Origin of the sequence: Streptomyces sp. NPDC049813, assembly GCF_044465085.1 — a bacterium.
Lineage (GTDB): Bacteria > Actinomycetota > Actinomycetes > Streptomycetales > Streptomycetaceae > Streptomyces.
Map to the genome: position 1 here is coordinate 25,575 of NZ_JBITLI010000021.1, position 17,160 is coordinate 42,734.

Annotated in this window: 11 protein-coding genes, 4 tRNA genes and 1 other RNA gene; 6 read left to right on the forward strand and 10 right to left on the reverse strand. The window is 73.3% G+C overall.

Annotation, left to right across the window (positions count from 1 at the left end; genetic code table 11):
- Positions 1–86 precede the first annotated feature (86 nt).
- Both ACIBW6_RS31885 and ACIBW6_RS31890 read right to left on the reverse strand, forming a co-directional pair.
- The gene (locus ACIBW6_RS31885; protein WP_399065822.1) at positions 87–1,559 is read right to left on the reverse strand and encodes a hypothetical protein; all 1,473 of its coding nucleotides are present in this window, start codon (positions 1,557–1,559) and stop codon (positions 87–89) included.
- Positions 1,560–1,934: 375 nt separating this feature from the next.
- A tRNA-Ser gene (locus ACIBW6_RS31890) sits at positions 1,935–2,022 on the reverse strand.
- Between the two features lie 96 nt (positions 2,023–2,118).
- Here ACIBW6_RS31890 and ffs point away from each other — a divergent pair.
- From ffs to ACIBW6_RS31920, 6 genes are all read left to right on the forward strand, one after another.
- An RNA gene (gene ffs, locus ACIBW6_RS31895) (signal recognition particle sRNA small type) lies at positions 2,119–2,215 on the forward strand.
- A gap of 92 nt (positions 2,216–2,307) precedes the next feature.
- Complete coding sequence (locus tag ACIBW6_RS31900; protein WP_399065824.1) at positions 2,308–4,542, forward strand: DNA polymerase III subunit gamma and tau; 2,235 nt, start codon at positions 2,308–2,310, stop codon at positions 4,540–4,542.
- 180 nt (positions 4,543–4,722) lie between these two features.
- Positions 4,723–5,982: a phosphoribosylamine--glycine ligase gene (gene purD, locus ACIBW6_RS31905; RefSeq protein ID WP_399065826.1), complete on the forward strand. Its 1,260-nt coding sequence runs from the start codon at positions 4,723–4,725 to the stop codon at positions 5,980–5,982.
- A 727-nt stretch (positions 5,983–6,709) separates the two neighbouring features.
- Positions 6,710–8,707: a hypothetical protein gene (locus ACIBW6_RS31910; RefSeq protein ID WP_399065982.1), complete on the forward strand. Its 1,998-nt coding sequence runs from the start codon at positions 6,710–6,712 to the stop codon at positions 8,705–8,707.
- A gap of 385 nt (positions 8,708–9,092) precedes the next feature.
- Positions 9,093–10,535 (forward strand): N,N-dimethylformamidase beta subunit family domain-containing protein, encoded by a 1,443-nt coding sequence (locus ACIBW6_RS31915; protein ID WP_399065985.1) that lies wholly within the window; start codon positions 9,093–9,095, stop codon positions 10,533–10,535.
- Positions 10,536–11,000: 465 nt separating this feature from the next.
- Positions 11,001–11,903: a phosphoribosylaminoimidazolesuccinocarboxamide synthase gene (locus ACIBW6_RS31920; RefSeq protein WP_399065829.1), complete on the forward strand. Its 903-nt coding sequence runs from the start codon at positions 11,001–11,003 to the stop codon at positions 11,901–11,903.
- Positions 11,904–11,966: 63 nt separating this feature from the next.
- Here ACIBW6_RS31920 and ACIBW6_RS31925 read toward each other — a convergent pair.
- From ACIBW6_RS31925 to ACIBW6_RS31960, 8 genes are all read right to left on the reverse strand, one after another.
- Positions 11,967–12,039 (reverse strand) — tRNA-Gly (locus ACIBW6_RS31925).
- Between the two features lie 46 nt (positions 12,040–12,085).
- The gene (locus tag ACIBW6_RS31930) at positions 12,086–12,694 is read right to left on the reverse strand and encodes a DNA-binding response regulator (RefSeq protein WP_399065831.1); all 609 of its coding nucleotides are present in this window, start codon (positions 12,692–12,694) and stop codon (positions 12,086–12,088) included.
- A complete protein-coding gene (locus ACIBW6_RS31935; RefSeq protein ID WP_399065833.1) occupies positions 12,691–14,334 on the reverse strand; it encodes a histidine kinase in 1,644 nt (547 codons plus the stop codon). The genes ACIBW6_RS31930 and ACIBW6_RS31935 overlap by 4 nt, the downstream gene beginning before the upstream one ends.
- Positions 14,335–14,350: 16 nt before the next feature.
- On the reverse strand, positions 14,351–15,133 hold the full coding sequence (locus tag ACIBW6_RS31940) for an ABC transporter permease (RefSeq protein ID WP_399065836.1): 783 nt from the start codon (positions 15,131–15,133) through the stop codon (positions 14,351–14,353).
- Positions 15,130–16,113 (reverse strand): ABC transporter ATP-binding protein, encoded by a 984-nt coding sequence (locus ACIBW6_RS31945; RefSeq protein ID WP_399065837.1) that lies wholly within the window; start codon positions 16,111–16,113, stop codon positions 15,130–15,132. The genes ACIBW6_RS31940 and ACIBW6_RS31945 overlap by 4 nt, the downstream gene beginning before the upstream one ends.
- 135 nt (positions 16,114–16,248) lie before the next feature.
- Positions 16,249–16,324, reverse strand: a tRNA-Gly gene (locus tag ACIBW6_RS31950).
- A 94-nt stretch (positions 16,325–16,418) separates the two neighbouring features.
- Positions 16,419–16,490, reverse strand: a tRNA-Gly gene (locus ACIBW6_RS31955).
- A gap of 124 nt (positions 16,491–16,614) precedes the next feature.
- Complete coding sequence (locus ACIBW6_RS31960; protein WP_399065839.1) at positions 16,615–16,935, reverse strand: Lsr2 family protein; 321 nt, start codon at positions 16,933–16,935, stop codon at positions 16,615–16,617.
- Positions 16,936–17,160: the final 225 nt, after the last annotated feature.

Below are 17,160 nucleotides of genomic sequence, written 5' to 3' on the forward strand. Positions count from 1 at the left end.
TCCATGCTGAGGTGGTCGTTCGAGTGGTTGGTACACCCGCCCGGACCGCTGCTGGTGGTCGGGGTACCAGAGCTGGCCGGCCATTGCTACTCGACCTCTATATCCAGGTCGAGCGTCTCCTCCTCCACCGCGAGGTAGGTGTCTGACGTCGCTGCCTCCAGAAAACCTTCCTCGCTGGGGAGCGCGAGACGCGGAGTCAGATCGATGAGGTGCATCCAGGAGCCGCTGTCCCCCCTCATGAAACCGGCGCGAACAGAGCGCAGCTGATCGTCCCGCTGTTCCGCTCGAACCCTGCGCACGTACTCCTGCGCCGCAACGGCCCGTTCCTCACGCGCGAGATCGCTCATCTCCCGCTCGAGCCGCCGCGCCATTACGTCTTCCGGACGCTGAACCTCACGGGGCAGTTCCATCATGTACACGGGTCGTTCTTCTCGGACCTGTGCGATGACGCGACGCTCCGCGTAGGCCAGCTCGCGGCACGCGCCGAACAGACGCCTGGACATCCCGAGCATGAGATCCGTACCCGGCACCCGTCCCGTCAGCATGTCCAGGCCGTTCTGCTCCCTGATATCCGCTTCCTCGGAATCCGCGGCTACGCGCCGGCGTAGTTCGGCCGTGGGCCGGTCGCTCTCCAATAGCCGGATCGCATCCCATCGCGTTGTTGCCGCCCCCTCGTCGCGCCTGCCGACTGCCGTGACGCGCAATCCGTCAGGGGGCAGCGACGACAGGGCAAGATACGTCAACATGCGTGACCGAGCGAGCTCCAGGAGAGCCTCGTCGTCCGCCAGCGTCTCCTCGTCGGAGATGTTGTCGGGGCCCCCAGGAGGCAGGGCGCCCTGCACGTCGATCATCATGAACAGGCGCCGCTCCAAACTGGTCCCGCACAGCACTTTTTGGTGCGTGACAGGGACGAGGGCGCCGACGTCCAACTGCTGCGCTCCCTTGATCCTGGGGCCCAGGCCAAGTCGGCGACTCCCCTTCGCCTCGACGAGCCAGAGTTCGGTTGTGGCTGGGTGCGTGCCGAACAGGTCCGGCAGACTAGCCGCTGCGTCCCAGCTGGGCGCTGCGCCTGGCGGGATCGCGCTCTCGGCGTGTGTGGTGGGGCCGAGCCCCATCGTCTGGCAGGCCCACTGGGCCATCGTCATGCCGACGTGGTAGCCGAATGCGGTACGAGTCGAACTCTCGGTCCCATGGGTGTAGACGACGCTGGGCACGATTTCGCGTCCGGTCCGCACCAGATAGGCGGAGAGGGGGTATCGGCGTGCCCTGATCTCGTGGCGTGCAAGACGGGGCGTGGCGGTGATCCAGGAGCCGATGTCTCGCCCTACCGCGATCGTGGCATCCAGGAGTGCCCGCCACGTGGTGCCGACGAGATAGGCGCCGTCCGCGGGGATGCCGATGCCCTGGGGCCAGGGTTGGTGGGCCAAGCCCACCTGCACAGGAGTGGGCCGCGGCGCTGGGGTCAGCGGGGAGCTACGGCGGAGGAACACGGGGACATCGAAGGCGTCGGGCGCGGACAGCGGAGTATCCACGTTCCCCGCCCAGGCAGGCGGCTGCATGCGCTCACCTTGCCACTGGCTCTCCCAGCGGTAAGTGGCAGGGCATGGGGACTTCAGCGCTCGGCTATCACAGGGCGCGGGCGTACGAGACGGCCGACTGCATGACTCATGTCGCACCGCCGCGAACGTGCTCCTGCTCCTCGGCGTCCCGGATGTTGTCGTCGACGTGATCATTGGATGCGAGCCCGGGGGCGCCCCCCAAATGCGGGGTCGGCACATGCACGTCATCGGCCGGACCTGGTGAAGGTCGCGCAGCAAGTGGGCGACGCTTTCGGGGAGCCACCTCCCGCCGCCCCAGAAGCCAACCGAGCCGAACAACGTCGAAGGGCCCCCTGTTTCCAGGGGGCCCTTCGACGTTAGTGCCCGGTGAGGCACTGGCGGAGGATACGAGATTCGAACTCGTGAGGGGTTGCCCCCAACACGCTTTCCAAGCGTGCGCCCTAGGCCACTAGGCGAATCCTCCGCGGCAAACAATACAAGACGTTTGAGGGTGCTCGCGAACCCGTTCGCCGTGACCCGGAGCGGGTACTTCTCAGGGCCCCGGAGCATGTACTCTGGGCGCAGCCCCTCACGTGGCGCTATCTGACTGAACTCCCCCAGGGCCGGAAGGCAGCAAGGGTAGGTTGGCTCTGGCGGGTGCGTGGGGGGCGTCTGCGTTCCCGGGAGGGCGCCGGGGTCCTGGAGCGGGCAGAGCGGCCCCCGGGCCGGGCGGGCCTGGTTGTCAGTGGTCGCCTATAACCTCGTATGCGTGTCGTCTCTCGCGCTGTACCGCCGTTATCGCCCGGAGTCGTTCGCCGAGGTCATCGGGCAGGAGCATGTAACCGACCCGCTGCAGCAGGCGTTGCGGAACAACCGGGTCAATCACGCGTACCTGTTCAGTGGTCCGCGCGGCTGCGGCAAGACGACCAGCGCGCGCATCCTGGCCCGCTGCCTCAACTGTGAGCAAGGTCCCACTCCGACGCCGTGCGGGGAGTGCCAGTCCTGCCAGGACCTCGCGCGGAACGGGCCGGGTTCGATCGACGTCATCGAGATCGACGCCGCGTCGCACGGTGGTGTGGACGACGCCCGCGACCTGCGCGAGAAGGCGTTCTTCGGCCCCGCGAGCAGCCGGTACAAGATCTACATCATCGACGAGGCCCACATGGTCACGTCGGCGGGGTTCAACGCGCTGCTGAAGGTCGTCGAGGAGCCGCCGGAGCACCTCAAGTTCATCTTCGCCACCACCGAGCCCGAGAAGGTCATCGGGACGATCCGCTCGCGTACGCACCACTACCCGTTCCGGCTCGTGCCGCCGGGCACCCTGCGGGAGTACCTGGGCGAGGTGTGCGGCAAGGAGGACAGCCGCGTCGAGGACGGCGTGCTGCCGCTCGTCGTGCGCGCCGGGGCCGGGTCCGTGCGTGACTCGATGTCCGTCATGGACCAGCTGCTCGCCGGTGCCGGTGAGGACGGTGTGACGTATGCCATGGCGACCGCGCTGCTCGGGTACACGGACGCCTCGCTGCTCGACTCGGTCGTCGAGGCGTTCGCCACGGGGGACGGCGCCGCCGCCTTCGAGGTGGTGAACCACGTCATCGAGCGGGGCAACGACCCGCGCCGCTTCGTCACCGACCTGCTGGAGCGGCTGCGCGACCTGGTCATCCTGGCCGCGGTCCCGGACGCGATGGAGAAGGGGCTCATCGACTCCCCGGCCGACGTCGTGGAGCGGATGCAGGCGCAGGCCTCGACGTTCGGCGCCGCCGAACTCAGCCGCGCCGCCGACATCGTCAACGAGGGCCTGACCGAGATGCGCGGCGCGAACTCGCCGCGGCTCCAGCTGGAGCTGATCTGCGCGCGCGTGCTGCTGCCCGCCGCGTACGACGACGCCCGTTCCGTCATGGCCCGGCTCGACCGCATCGAGCGCGGCGGCGTCTTCACGCCGGGCGGCCAGGGCCCCGGGCCTGCCATGGCATACGTTCCTGGGCCCGACGCCCATGCCCCGGCCGCGCCAGGCGCCCCGGCCGCGCCAGGCGCCCCGGCCGCGCCGGTCGCTCCCGGCGGTGGTCCGGCGGCGGCCCGCGCGGCAGTACGGGGTGGTGGCGCCCCGGACGCGGGAGCGCCGGCCCCCGCGGCTCCGGCCCCCGTGGCTCAGGCTCCGGCAGCCCCGGCCCCCGTACCGGCTCCGATGCCCCCGGCCCCGGCTCCCACCCCGGCCCCCGTCGCAGACTCCGCACCTGCGCCGCAGGCCCCCGGCGCCTGGCCCACCGCCGCTCCGACAGGCGCGGGCGGCTCGGGTGGCGCGCGGCGCCCCGGTGGCTGGCCCACGGCCGCCTCCGCCGGCACCGGCCGCCCCCCGGCCCCGGCCCCGGGTACGGCCTCGACCCCGCCCGCCCCCCAGCACCCCGAACCGGCAGCGGCCGCCCCCGCCGCCCCCGTAGGCGGCCCCGACCCCCGCACCCTCTGGCCGAACATCCTGGAGGCGGTGAAGAACAAGCGCCGCTTCACCTGGATCCTGCTCAGCCAGAACGCGCAGGTGACGGGGTTCGACGGCACCACGCTCCAGCTCGGCTTCGTGAACGCGGGCGCGCGGGACAACTTCGCGAGCAGCGGCAGCGAGGACGTACTGAAGTCGGCCCTCACCGAGCAGTACGGCGTGCACTGGAAGATCGACGCGGTGGTCGACGCCGGTGGCGGTGCCCCGGCCCCGCCGCCCGCCCCCGGTGGCTACGGCGGCGGCTACACCCCGCCCCCCGCATCGGCCCCGGCCCCGCCCCCGGCCCCCTCGCAGCCCATGGCCGCCGCGTCCCCGGCCCCCGCCGCCGCTCCGGCGCCCACCCCGGCTCCGGCTCCGGCGCCCGCGCAGCCGCCGGCCCGCCGCCCGGTCTCGGTCGAGGACGACATCCCGGAGGACGACGACCCGGACCTCGACGAGAACGCGTTGACCGGCCATGACCTGATCGTCCGCGAACTGGGCGCGACGGTCGTCGAGGAGTTCACGAACGAGTAGCCGAGTAATCGAGTAGCCGAGTAATCGAGTAGCGAGTAGCGAGTCAACGAGAAGGGGAGCCCGGCCCGGTGACCCGCCCCCGGGCCGGGCACCGCCTTGGAGAAACCCACAACCCCCGCCCCGCCCCACCTTGGGAAGCCCGTACAAGAGCACGGCACGCGGACGGATAGGCTGACCGGCGTGAAGGTCCTCGTCATCGGCGGCGGCGCCCGCGAACACGCCCTGTGCCGCTCTCTGTCCCTCGACCCCGCCGTCTCCGCCCTGCACTGCGCCCCCGGCAACGCAGGCATCGCCGAGGTCGCCGAGCTGCACCCCGTCGACGCGCTCGACGGCGCCGCGGTCACCGCGCTCGCCCAGCGGCTCGAGGCCGGTCTCGTCGTCGTCGGCCCCGAGGCACCGCTGGTCGCGGGCGTCGCGGACGCCGTGCGGGCGGCCGGCATCCCCGTCTTCGGCCCGTCCGGTGAGGCGGCCCTGCTCGAAGGGTCGAAGGCCTTCGCCAAGGACGTGATGGCGGGCGCCGGGGTGCCGACCGCCCGGTCCTACGTCTGCACGAACCCGGCCGAGGTGGACGAGGCGCTGGACGCGTTCGGCGCCCCGTACGTGGTGAAGGACGACGGGCTCGCGGCGGGCAAGGGCGTCGTCGTCACCGACGACGTCACCGCCGCGCGCGCCCACGCGAACGCCTGCGAGCGCGTCGTCATCGAGGAGTTCCTCGACGGCCCGGAGGTCTCGCTCTTCGCGATCACCGACGGCACCACGGTCGTCCCGCTCCAGCCCGCCCAGGACTTCAAGCGCGCGCTCGACGGCGACGCGGGGCCGAACACCGGCGGCATGGGTGCCTACTCGCCGCTCCCGTGGGCCGACCCCGAGCTGGTGCAGGAGGTCCTCGACACCGTTCTGCAGCCGACGGTCGACGAGATGAGGAAGCGCGGGACGACGTTCTCCGGGCTGCTCTACGCCGGGCTGGCGATCACCGGCCGGGGCGTCCGCGTCATCGAGTTCAACGCCCGGTTCGGCGACCCCGAGACCCAGGTCGTCCTCGCCCGGCTGCGGACCCCGCTCGCCGGTGTCCTGCTCGCCGCCGCGACCGGCACGCTGGCCGACCTGGAGCCGCTGCGCTGGAGCGACGAGGCGGCGGTCACGGTGGTCATCGCCTCGCACAACTACCCGGACACCCCGCGCACCGGCGACCCGATCACCGGGCTCGACGCGGTGGCCGCGCAGGACGCCCCGTACGCGTACGTGCTGCACGCCGGTACGAAGCGGGACGGTGCCGAGGGGCCGGTCGTCAGTGCGGGCGGCCGGGTGCTCTCCGTGACGGCGACCGGCAGCGATCTCACGCAGGCCCGCGAGCGCGCGTACACCGCGGTGGGCCGCATCGGTCTCGACGGCTCCCAGCACCGTACGGACATCGCGGCGAAGGCCGCCGCCGAGAGCTGACGCCCGGCGTCGTCAGAACGCCGCCCCGCCCCGAGGGGCCGCGCCGCCCGGTCTGAGGGGCGTCCCGTCCGCCGGGGGCCTGGGGCGCGTCCCGTCTGGCCGGGGGGCCGGCCACTGCGCCCCGCGCCGCCCGGTCTGGGGCGCGTCCCCGTCCGCCGGGGGGGCGGGTCACTGCGCCCCGCTTCCCCCATACGCGCGGCCTCCTCGGCCAGGGCCCGCACGTCCGCCGTGCGCCGCTTTTCCCGACCCGACCCGACCCGACCCGGCATGGCCCGACCCGACCCGGCCCGGACTGGGACGCGGGCCGACGCTTCCGCCGCCTCGCTCCCCAGCGCCCTGCGCCCAGCGCTCAGCCCCGTCCCGGGCCCCGGAAAACCGCCCCGCGCAAGCCGCCAGGCGAGTGTCACCCTCTCCCGCCAGGCCGCCGATGTCAGCCAGCTCTGCCCAAAGCCATTCCATCGAGTGACCGGTAGCCCATCCTGCTGACGATGCCCCCGCGCCCAACTAGGGTGCGGCGCACGGGGTTCCGGCACCCGGGAACTGAACCATCGGCCGTCGGGAACCGTCCCCCGAAGGGACGGAACCAGACGGACCACCGGCATTGCGATGTCGGTGGCGGGTGCCACAGTGGGGGAGTGAGCAACGCCACCAGTGTCCCGCCACGGGCCTCGGCCCGCGGTCGGACAAGAGGTCCAGGCAGCAGGGGGTGACATCGGTCGTGTCCGGTATGGGTGCGGAAGCGGGTGCGCAGGCAGCGCGTGCCCGGGCCGTCGCCGTGCTGCGCATCCGCGGCAGGGCGACGGCGCTCGCCCTGCTGCCCGCGGCCGCGTCGGTGATCCTGCTCGCGGGCGGCGCCACCGGGCACATGACGGGCGGGAGTTGGGACACCGCGCGGCTGGTCGTGACGGTCGTCGCGGTGCTCGTGCTGCTCGGCGCGGCGGTCGTCGCGCTGGTCGTGGCGCGGGCCAGGCCCGCCCTCAGCCCGACGGTCCCGATCGCCGAGGAGACCGCCCCCGACCTGTACCGCCTGGTGCGGGACCTGGCCGACCGGCTGGACGTTCCCGCGCCCTCGGCCATAGCCCTCACCCCGGACTGCGACAGCTGGCTGGAGGACCGCACCCATCCGGCGCACGGCCCGCCGGGACCCGCGCCGGGCGTCGGCGGCAAGGCGCCGGTGGCGCCGGTCCTCGTCATCGGCTCCCCGTTCCTTTGGTGGATGAGAGTGGCGGAGCTGCGGGCCGTCCTCGCGCCGGTCGTCGCCGGTACGGGGCCCTCGGCCCACCCCGACATAGCGGCGGCCCGGCGGTTCGTGCGCGGCCTGGACGCCGCCGTCGCGGTCGCCGCGGCGCCCGGGCGGGGCCCGTTGTCCCGGGTCGTCCTGGGCGGCGTCGGCCGGATCGCGCGGCTGATGCTGCAAGGCTGCCGGGTGCACGCCGCCGAGATGGAGCGCGGCGTCGCCGCGGCCGGTGCCGAGCGCGCGCAGGCGGTCGACTACGGCCTGCGGATCGTCGCCCAGGAGCAGGTCGGCCTTGCGTACGCGGGCTGGGACCGGCTGCTCACCCGGGTCGCGCTGCCCGCGTGGCGCATGGGGCGCTGGCCCTCGCGCCTGGACGTGGGCGTGGTCGCGGCCCTCACCGAGCTGTCCCGGCGCGACCGGCTCGCGGAGGGGTTCGCCTCCCGGCTCGGTGAGCGTCCCGCCTGCGACCTCCTCGAGGAGCCCGGCGCCGTGGACGAGGCGGCCTCCCTGCTCGCCGCCCGGCTCTTCCACGGCGGCCCCGCGGAGTCGGGCCCCGACTGGGCGCCGGTGGACTGGCAGGAGTACCCGGACGAGGTCGTGGACCGTACGTGGCGCACGGACGCCGCCCGGCTCCACCGCGTCCTGGACACCCTGGGCGTACGCAGCACGCGCGCCGGTTCCTCGCCCGCCCCCGAGGGCCCGACCCTGGCCCGCGTCCTCGACCACCTGGCATCGGCCCCGGAGAGCCGCCCGGCGGAGACCGCCGCGGAACCCGGCCCGGGCGCCATGGACCCGACCCCGGGCGCTACGGCCCCGGCCTCGGGCGCTGCGGCCCCGGCCTCGGGCGCTGCGGCCCCGGCCTCGGGCGCTGCGGCCCCGGCCTCGGGCGCTGCGGCCCCGGCCTCGGATGCTGCGGCCCCGGCCCCCGGCGCTGCGGCCCCGACCTCGGGCGCTACGGACCCCGCTCCGACCGCCAAGGACCCGGCTCAGGCCGCTATGGACCCCGCTCAAGACACCCTGGACCCGGCCCGCCCCGCCCCGGAGACCTACACCGACGCCGAACTGGCCGCGCTGCTCGCCCCGCCCTCCCGGCCCGAGGCCGACTCCCTCTCCGCCCGTCTCAGCGCCGAGCTGGAGCGCGAGGAGAGAGCGCGGCCCGTGGCCCCGGCCCCGGCCAGCCAGGGCCCGGACGACGCGCTGTGGGACGAGGGCGCGCTGCCCCTGTTCCCGCTGCAACCTCCGCGCAGTGGACGGGAGTTGCTGGCCGACCACGTCACCGCGATGGTGTGCTGCGCGGCCGTCGACACGGCCGGCGCGACCCCGGGCCTCGACTGGCTCGACGGGCCCGCGCTGCTCGTCGACGGGGAGCGCGCCGGGGACCTCGCGCCCCGCGTCCTGAGCCTGGTGGAGGACGGCGACCCCGAGCCGCTCAAGGGGTGGCTCGCCCGCCTGGGGATCCGTGCGGAGAAGCCGGTACGGCTGGTGTGACGGCGTCCGGGACGGCGCCCGGGGTAAGCACCCGGGGCGCCTCGGGACCCGTACCCGGATCGGCGCCCGGGCCCGTACCCGGACCACACCCGGGACGGCGCCCGGGCCCGTACTCGGAACGATGTTCAGAACCGCGTACCAGCCCATCCGGAGCCACCCGTTCCACCTTCGTCAATTCACGACGAACGGTGACGTAGTGCGTGCGTAATGTGATGTGCTGGGACCGGTCGCGGAACAACACCGCGCAGCGCGGTGCAGCACGAGCTCGGGGGAGCGAGGGAGGGGAGCGGGCATGGGGCCGGACAGCGCGGGGCAGTCGGAAGCCGCGGCGGGCCGGGACGTCGTGCCGCCCCGGGCGCGGACACGCCGCTGGGAGTCCGGCGCGATGGCGCACGCGGTCAGCGACCCGTTCGGGCAGGGGCCGCTGCCCTGGCTGCGCGGCAGTGAGAACTACTTCGACGACACCGGGCAGGTCGTCCCCTGGTACGTGGACCCCGCCGTGGGAGGCGGGGCCGGCCCCCTGCCGGCGCCGCGCACCAGCGGCCCCCGTACCGCCGACGACGTGCACCGCCAGATCAAGGGGTTCACCTCGACCGGCGCGGCCGCCCCCGGCGAGGCGATCGACTTCCACGTCACGGTCGACCCGCCGCAGCAGTTCAGCGTGGACATCTACCGGATCGGGCACTACGGCGGCGACGGCGCCCGCAAGATCACCACGAGCCCGCGCCTGTCCGGCATCGTCCAGCCCGCCCCGCTGACCGCCGACCGCACGGTCTCGTGCCACCACTGGTGGCTGTCCTGGCGGCTCCAGATCCCGTCGTACTGGAACGTGGGGGCGTACGTCGCCGTCCTCACCACCACCGACGGCTACCGCTCGCACGTCCCCTTCACGGTCCGCGACTCCCAGCCCGCCGACCTGCTCCTGTTGCTCCCGGACATCACCTGGCAGGCGTACAACCTCTACCCGGAGGACGGCCACACCGGCGCCAGCCTCTACCACGCCTGGGACGAGGAGGGCCGGCTCCTCGGCGAGAGCGAGGCGGCGACGACGGTCTCCTTCGACCGGCCGTACGCGGGCGCGGGCCTGCCCCTGCACGTCGGTCACGCCTACGACTTCATCCGCTGGGCCGAGCGGTACGGATACGACCTGGCGTACGCCGACACCCGCGATCTGCACGCGGGCCGCATCGACCCCGCCCGCTACCGGGGCCTGGTCTTCCCCGGCCACGACGAGTACTGGTCGGCGAACATGCGCCGGGCCACCGAGGTCGCCCGGGAGAACGGCACGTCGCTCGTCTTCCTGTCGGCCAACACCATGTACTGGCAGGTGGAGTTGGGCCCGTCGCCGTCCGGGGTGCCGGACCGCCTGCTGACCTGCCGCAAGCGGCGGGGGCCGGGCCGGTCGGCGCTGTGGCGCGAGATCGACCGGCCGGAGCAGCAGCTCCTGGGCATCCAGTACGCGGGCCGCGTCCCGGAGCCGCACCCCCTGGTCGTGCGGAACGCGGACCACTGGCTGTGGGAGGCGACCGGCGCCCACGACGGCGACGAGATCGAGGGGCTGGTCGCGGGCGAGGCCGACCGGTACTTCCCGCGCACGGTGCTCCCCGACCACCAGGACCGCATCCTGCTGGCCCACTCGCCGTACCGTGACGGCGAGAAGGTCCGCCGACACCAGGAGACGTCCCTGTACCGGGCGCCGTCCGGCGCGCTGGTCTTCGCGTCGGGGACGTTCGCCTGGTCCCCGGCGCTGGACCGGCCCGGCCACGTGGACCCGCGTGTCCAGCGGGCCACCGCGAACCTGCTCGACCGCATCTGCAAGCGGGACTGACCGCGGTGCGTGCCCCCGAGCGCCGCCACCGGGTTTCCGGGCGGGGGCGAGTCCTCCGGGCGCGGTGGCGCAGCGCCGGGTTTCCGGGCGGGGGCCAGTTCTCCGGGCATGGTGCCTCACCGCCGGGTTTCCGGGCGGGGGCCAGTCCTCCGGGCGGTGGCGCACCGCCGGGCTTCCGGCCGGGGGCCAGTCCTCCGGGCGGTGGCGCACCGCCGGGCTTCCGGCCGGAGACCAGTCCTCCGGGCGGTGGCGCACCGCCGGCCCTCCGGCCAGGAGCCACCCCCCGGCGGGGTGGCGCACCACCGGGCCTTCGGCGGGAGCTGCCCCCCGGCGCGGGGGCGCACCACCAGACCCGGGCCGGAGGCCGTCCCTCCCGCACGGGGCGCACCACCCGGACCCCTGGCCGGAAGTCGTCCCCCGGTACGGGAGAATCAGAGGCACTTGTACAGAACCACGGGAGGCACCGTGTCCGGATTCGTCGAAAAGCCCGAGCCAGTGCAGGTCCCTGGCCTGGTTCACCTCCACACCGGCAAGGTGCGGGAGCTGTACCAGAACGAGGCGGGCGATCTGATCATGGTCGCCAGTGACCGCCTGTCGGCGTACGACTGGGTGCTGCCGACGCCCGTCCCGGACAAGGGCCGGGTCCTCACCCAGCTCTCGCTGTGGTGGTTCGACCAGCTCGCGGACCTGGTGCCGCACCACGTCCTGGCCACCGAGCCGCCGCCCGGGGCCCCCGCCGACTGGGCGGGCCGCACCCTGGTCTGCAAGTCGCTGGAGATGGTGCCGGTCGAGTGCGTGGCCCGCGGCTACCTCACCGGCTCGGGCCTGCTGGAGTACAACGAGACGCGTACGGTCTGCGGCCTCGCCCTCCCCCACGGCCTGGAGGACGGCTCGGAGCTGCCCGCGCCGATCTTCACGCCCGCCACCAAGGCCGAGGTCGGCGAGCACGACGAGAACGTGAGCTACGAGGAGGTCGCCCGCCAGGTCGGCGCGGAGACGGCCGCGCAGCTGCGCCAGTCGACCCTGGCCGTCTACGGCCGGGCCCGGGACATCGCGCGGGAGCGCGGCATCATCCTGGCGGACACGAAGTTCGAGTTCGGCTTCGACAAGGAGGGCACGCTGGTCATCGGCGACGAGGTGCTCACCCCGGACTCCTCGCGCTTCTGGCCGGCCGACCAGTGGCAGCCGGGCCGCGCCCAGCCCAGCTACGACAAGCAGTTCGTGCGGGACTGGCTGACCTCCGACGCCTCCGGCTGGGACCGTACGAGCGAGCGGCCGCCGCCGGCCCTGCCCGAGGAGGTCGTGGCCGCGACGCGCGCCAAGTACATCGAGGCGTTCGAGCTGCTGACCGGGACGCCCTGGTCGTAGCGGGCCGCCCGGACGGAACGGCGAGAGCCCCGGTCCACGGGACCGGGGCTCTCGACTTCGCGGAGCGAACGACCGGGTTCGAACCGGCGACCTCAACCTTGGCAAGGTTGCGCTCTACCAACTGAGCTACGTTCGCAAAGCGCCGCTCACGCGGTGCTCCGTGCGCCGAAGCGCGACGCCTACTATACCCAACCTCGCTCGCGTGCGATCCGCACCGCCGCGTGCCGGTTCTCGGCGCCGAGCTTGGAGACCGCCGACGACAGGTAGTTCCGTACGGTGCCCTGCGACAGCGCGGCCCGCTCGGCGATCTCCGCGACCGGTGCCCCGTCGGCGGCGAACTCCAGGACCTCCGCCTCGCGCGCGGTCAGCGGAGAGTCCCCGGCGGAGATCGCGTCGGCCGCCAACTCCGGGTCGACGTAGCGGTTTCCGGCGTGCACGGTGCGGATGATCTCGGCGAGCCGCTGCGCACTGACGGTCTTCGGTACGAAGCCCCGTACGCCGGCCGCGAGGGCCCGCTTGAGGTGCCCCGGGCGGCCGTGGCTCGTCACGATCATGGTCCGGCAGCCGGGCAGTTCGGTGCGGAGCCGTGTGGCGACACTCACACCGTCCGCGCCCGGCATCTGCAGGTCGAGCACGGCGACGTCGGGCACGTGCGCCCGCGCCATGGCGAGCGCCTCGGGCCCGGTGGCGGCTTCGGCGACGACGACCAGGTCGTCCTCGAGCGCGAGCAGCGCGGCGAGGGCGCCGCGGATCAGATGCTCGTCGTCGGCCAGCAACACCCGCACACTCACCGCGCCTCCCCGTCCCGGGCACTGTCCTGAACGCCCTGCATGTCCTGAGCGCTGTCCGGAACGCCCCGAGCGCCCTGCACGCTGTCCGAAGCGTCACGCGCATCGCGCCCGCGTTCCGAATCGACCTGCGTATCCCGCACGCCGCCATCGGGAACACGGCGCTCATCCCGCCCGCGCTCCGAAATGACCTGCGTATCCCCCACGCCACCCTCCGGAACGCCCCGCTCATCCCGCCCGCGCTCCGAAATGACCTGCGTATCCCCCACGCCACCCTCCGGAACGCCCCGCTCATCCCGCCCGCGCTCCGAATCGACCTGCGTACCCCCCACGCCACCCCCCGGCACACCCCGCTCCGCCCCCGCGGCTCCGGACGCCTTCGGGCTCCGCTCTCCCGGGGGAGTCACCGGGACCGATGCCGTCACCCGGAACACGCCCTCGCGCACCACACCCGCCTCCAACGTCCCCTCCACCGCTGCCAAGCGCTCCCGCAACCCCGCGAGCCCCGACCCCTGGCCGACGGTGCCGGCCGGGCCCGCCCCGTTCCGGGCCCCGGCCGTCGCCGTCGCCCCCGCCCCGTCGTTCTCCACCGTCAGGACCACCTCGTGCGCGGTGGTTTGGAGGTGGATCCGGCAGGTCTTCGCGTCGCCGTGCCGCAGGACGTTCGTCGTGGCCTCCCGGACGACCCAGCCGAGCGCGGACTGCGCCTCGGGAGGGAGCCCCGCCGTCGGGCCGGTGACCGTGCACGCGATCCCGGCGGCGCTCAACACGCCCTTGGCTCCGGCCAGTTCGGCCCCGAGATCGGCCTCGCGGTAGCCCCGTACGACATCGCGTACCTCTTTCTGCGACTCCCGGGCGATGCGCTGCACCTCGACCATCTGGTTGACCGCGTCGTCGGTGCGGCCGCGGCGGGCCAGCTGGACCGCCAGCTCGCTCTTGAGGGCGACCACCGAGAGGTTGCGGCCCATGACGTCGTGCAGGTCGCGGCCGAACCGCAGCCGCTCCTCGGCGACGGCGAGCCGGGCCTCGACCTCCCGGGCGTGCTCGGACTCCCACATGACGGCGAGGCTCCAGCCGCTGCACCGCGCGCTCAGCAGTTCGAGCGGGACGCTGACGCCGAGCACGACGGCGAGCCCGACGAGCCTGCCGAGGCTCGCGCCGACGGCGGCGAACAGGACCAGCGCCGCCGCGATCGCCACGGCACTGCGCCGCAGGAACGTACGGACCGGCACGGTCAGGACGTAGGCGCAGGCGAACGGCATCGGCACGAACAGCAGCGGAAGGGCGATCAGGCCGTCCTTCATGCTGTCCGTCGCGATGACGGCGGCGACCAGGCCGAGCGCCGCCAGGGTCAGCCCCGCCGCGACGCGCGTCTGCACGGGCGGCACGGGGCCGCGCCCGAGGTACTCGTCGAGGGCGCTGCGCACGTGGACGTGGGCGACGGCGCACTGCGCGATGTTCACCACGGCCAGCGCCACGCCCAGGCCGACCGCGACCGCGTCGTGCCGCAGGGACCCGAGGAGCGCCGGGCCCGACCAGGCCGCGAAGTAGAACCAGTTCACCGCGCGCAGCACGAGCCGGCTCTGCCACTCGACCCGCTCGACCTTGCTGCGCTCGCGCCAGCGGCCCCGCATCCGCACCATTACGCTCCTGCCCGCTTCACCGCCGCGGTTCCCACCGGAACCACCGTCGTACAGCAAACACCGCGAGGATGATCCAGGCCACCGCCGTGACCAGGGCGCCCAGCGCGTCCGAGGCGGCCGGCTCGCCGCTCCAGCCGCCGCGGATCAGGGTCAGGGCGGGCGTGAGCGGCAGCAGCTCGCAGACGGTCGCCAGCTTGTCCGGCATGACCTCCAGCGGCACGACCGTGCCCGAGCCGAGCATCGAGACGAGCAGCATCGGCATCGCCGCGACCTGGGCGCTCTCCACGCTGCGGCTGAACACGGTGGTCACCGCGGCCAGCACGACACAGAGCGGGATGCCCGCCAGCAGCCCCAGCACGGCGTAGTGCGGCGCTTCGGGCGCGCCCACGTCGAGCACCAGGGTGCAGGCGACGGCGAGGACGACGCACTGGATCAGCCCGATGGCGACGGACGGCAGCGCCGCGCCGGTGAGGATCTCGGCGTCGCGCAGCTCACCGGTGCGCAGCCGCTTGAGCACCAGCTCCTCGCGCCGCGCGGCGTACACGCTGACCAGCGCGCTGTAGACGGCGAACAGGAGGGAGAAGCCCATCGCCCCGGACAGCACGACGACGCCGATGCTCAGGCCGGTGCCCTTCAGCGACTCCTCGTCGAGGGCCATGCCGGCGCTGAACGGCAGCACCAAGGGGACGAACACGGCGCTGAACAGCACGCCCTTGCTCCGTCCGAGGAGGGTCAGTTCGGCCCGGGCGAGCGCCCGCAGCCGCCCGGCGGGGGTGGTCGTCATCGTCGCCGTGCTCATGCCGCCATCTCCTTCGCCCGGTCGTCCCCGGGCTGTCCCGTGCCGCGTTTCGCGTCCTGTGCGATGCGCAGGAACGCCTCTTCGAGGGAGGCGCCCCGCACGTCGAGCCGGCGCAGCTCCACGCCCGCGTCCCTGGCCCATACCAGCAGCCCGGTGGCGGCCCGCTGGAGTTCGTCGGTGCGCAGCCGTACGAGGCGCCCGGCGATGTCGTGTCCGCTGACGCCGAGCTGACCGAGCGGCGGCAGGTCGCCGAGGTGGTAGCCGTCGGGCAGTTCGAACGCGATGTGCGAGGGCTGGGCGGCGACGACCTCGTCGACGCGGCCTTCGGCGGCGATCCGTCCTTCGTGCAGGATGGCGAGCCGGTCGGCGAGCGCCTCCGCCTCTTCCAGGTAGTGCGTGGTGAGCAGCACGGTCGTGCCCTCGTCGCGGAGCCGGCGCACCAACTCCCAGGTGTCGCGGCGCCCTTCGGCGTCGAGTCCGGTGGTGGGTTCGTCGAGGAAGAGCACCTCGGGCCGGCCCAGCAGGGCGAGCGCGAGGTCGAGCCGGCGCTTCTCGCCGCCGGACAGCTGTTTGACGCGGACCCGGCGCCGGGCACCGAGCCCGACCATGTCGAGGGCCTCGTCGACGGGGCGCGCGCCGCTGGTGCAGCCGGCCCACAGCCGCACGGTCTCCGCGACGTCGAGCTCGGCGGGGAAGCCGCCTTCCTGGAGCATCACGCCGATCCGCGGCCGGACCTGGTCGCGTGCGCGGTACGGGTCGTGCCCGAGGACCCGGACCCGGCCGCCGGCGGGCGCGGCGAGTCCTTCGAGGAGTTCGAGGGTGGAGGTCTTGCCGGCGCCGTTGGTGCCGAGGAGGGCGAAGAGTTCACCGCGGCCCACGGAGAAACTGACTCCGCGCACCGCCTCGAAGGAACCCCGCCGGTCGTCCCCGTACACGCGGCGCAGATCAGTGACGTCGATCACGCGCTCGTTGCTGGTCATGGTTCCAGCCTCGGGGCGGCGCGGGGCGTACGGCAGTGCGCGCTGTCATCGGCGCGTATGACAAATGTCAGGGCTGATAGCGGCATGACCGGGACGCGAAAGGCCCCGCATCCGAAGATGCGGGGCCTTTCGAACTGGAGCGAACGACCGGGTTCGAACCGGCGACCTCAACCTTGGCAAGGTTGCGCTCTACCAACTGAGCTACGTTCGCATGGCTTCCGATCGACACGCTTCTGGGAAACGTGGTCCGACCGGTGCGAGCATCAGCCTACCGCACCCGGATGGGCGATCGGTACGCGATGCGGAGCGGGTGACAGGAATTGCACACTGCGCCTTCCCCCTGGAAGGGGGATGTTCTACTACTGAACTACACCCGCGTGACTCCGTGGGCTTCGGCTTTTTCGGCCTGGCCCCTCGGCGTGCTCCAGACTCTAGCCGACCGCTGGGGGTGCAGCGCAAGTCGGTTGTTCCGAGGGGCTCCTGACGGCGCGGGACGCGCGCTCAGTCGGCGGCGGCGAACGCCTCGTAGACCCGCTTGGGGATCCGGCCGCGCGGCGGGACGTCGAAGCTGTGCGAGCGGGCCCACGCGCGGACGGCCGCGGGGTCCGGGCTCAGATCGGTGCGGGTGTACGCCCTGCCGGTACCGGCGGACCGCTTGCGGCCGGCCTGGAGGTACGGGGCCAGGGCCGTGCGGAGTTTCTTCGCATTGGCTTGATTGAGGTCGATCTCGTACGACCTGCCGTCGAGACCGAAGACGACCGTTTCCGCCGCTTCTCCGCCGTCGATGTCGTCAAAGAGAGTGACCACGACACGCTGCGCCACGAATATCGGTCCCTTCGTCCGGCACCCCCGCTTTGACGTGCGGTGATGTCGACTGTCCAGCTCTGAAAGAGCAATGCCCGGGCAATCCCGCTCCCCGGGCTCAGGCCGGTTGCCTGTATGCGCCTTTTCCTTTTTACCCTGCCCGGCAATGTGCTGGGAAGACCAGTCAATAATCTCCGCGTGTCCACCGGGGCGGTTATCCGGACTCTTTCCCGGAATTTTCCG

Bases quoted from the DNA above. Each gene is read 5' to 3' on its own strand.
- ACIBW6_RS31940 (WP_399065836.1), bottom strand. From the start codon at position 15,133: ATGAGCACGGCGACGATGACGACCACCCCCGCCGGGCGGCTGCGGGCG.
- ACIBW6_RS31945 (WP_399065837.1), bottom strand. From the start codon at position 16,113: ATGACCAGCAACGAGCGCGTGATCGACGTCACTGATCTGCGCCGCGTG.
- ACIBW6_RS31885 (WP_399065822.1), bottom strand. From the start codon at position 1,559: ATGCAGCCGCCTGCCTGGGCGGGGAACGTGGATACTCCGCTGTCCGCG.
- ACIBW6_RS31935 (WP_399065833.1), bottom strand. From the start codon at position 14,334: ATGGTGCGGATGCGGGGCCGCTGGCGCGAGCGCAGCAAGGTCGAGCGG.
- ACIBW6_RS31915 (WP_399065985.1), top strand. From the start codon at position 9,093: ATGGCGCACGCGGTCAGCGACCCGTTCGGGCAGGGGCCGCTGCCCTGG.
- ACIBW6_RS31910 (WP_399065982.1), top strand. From the start codon at position 6,710: ATGGGTGCGGAAGCGGGTGCGCAGGCAGCGCGTGCCCGGGCCGTCGCC.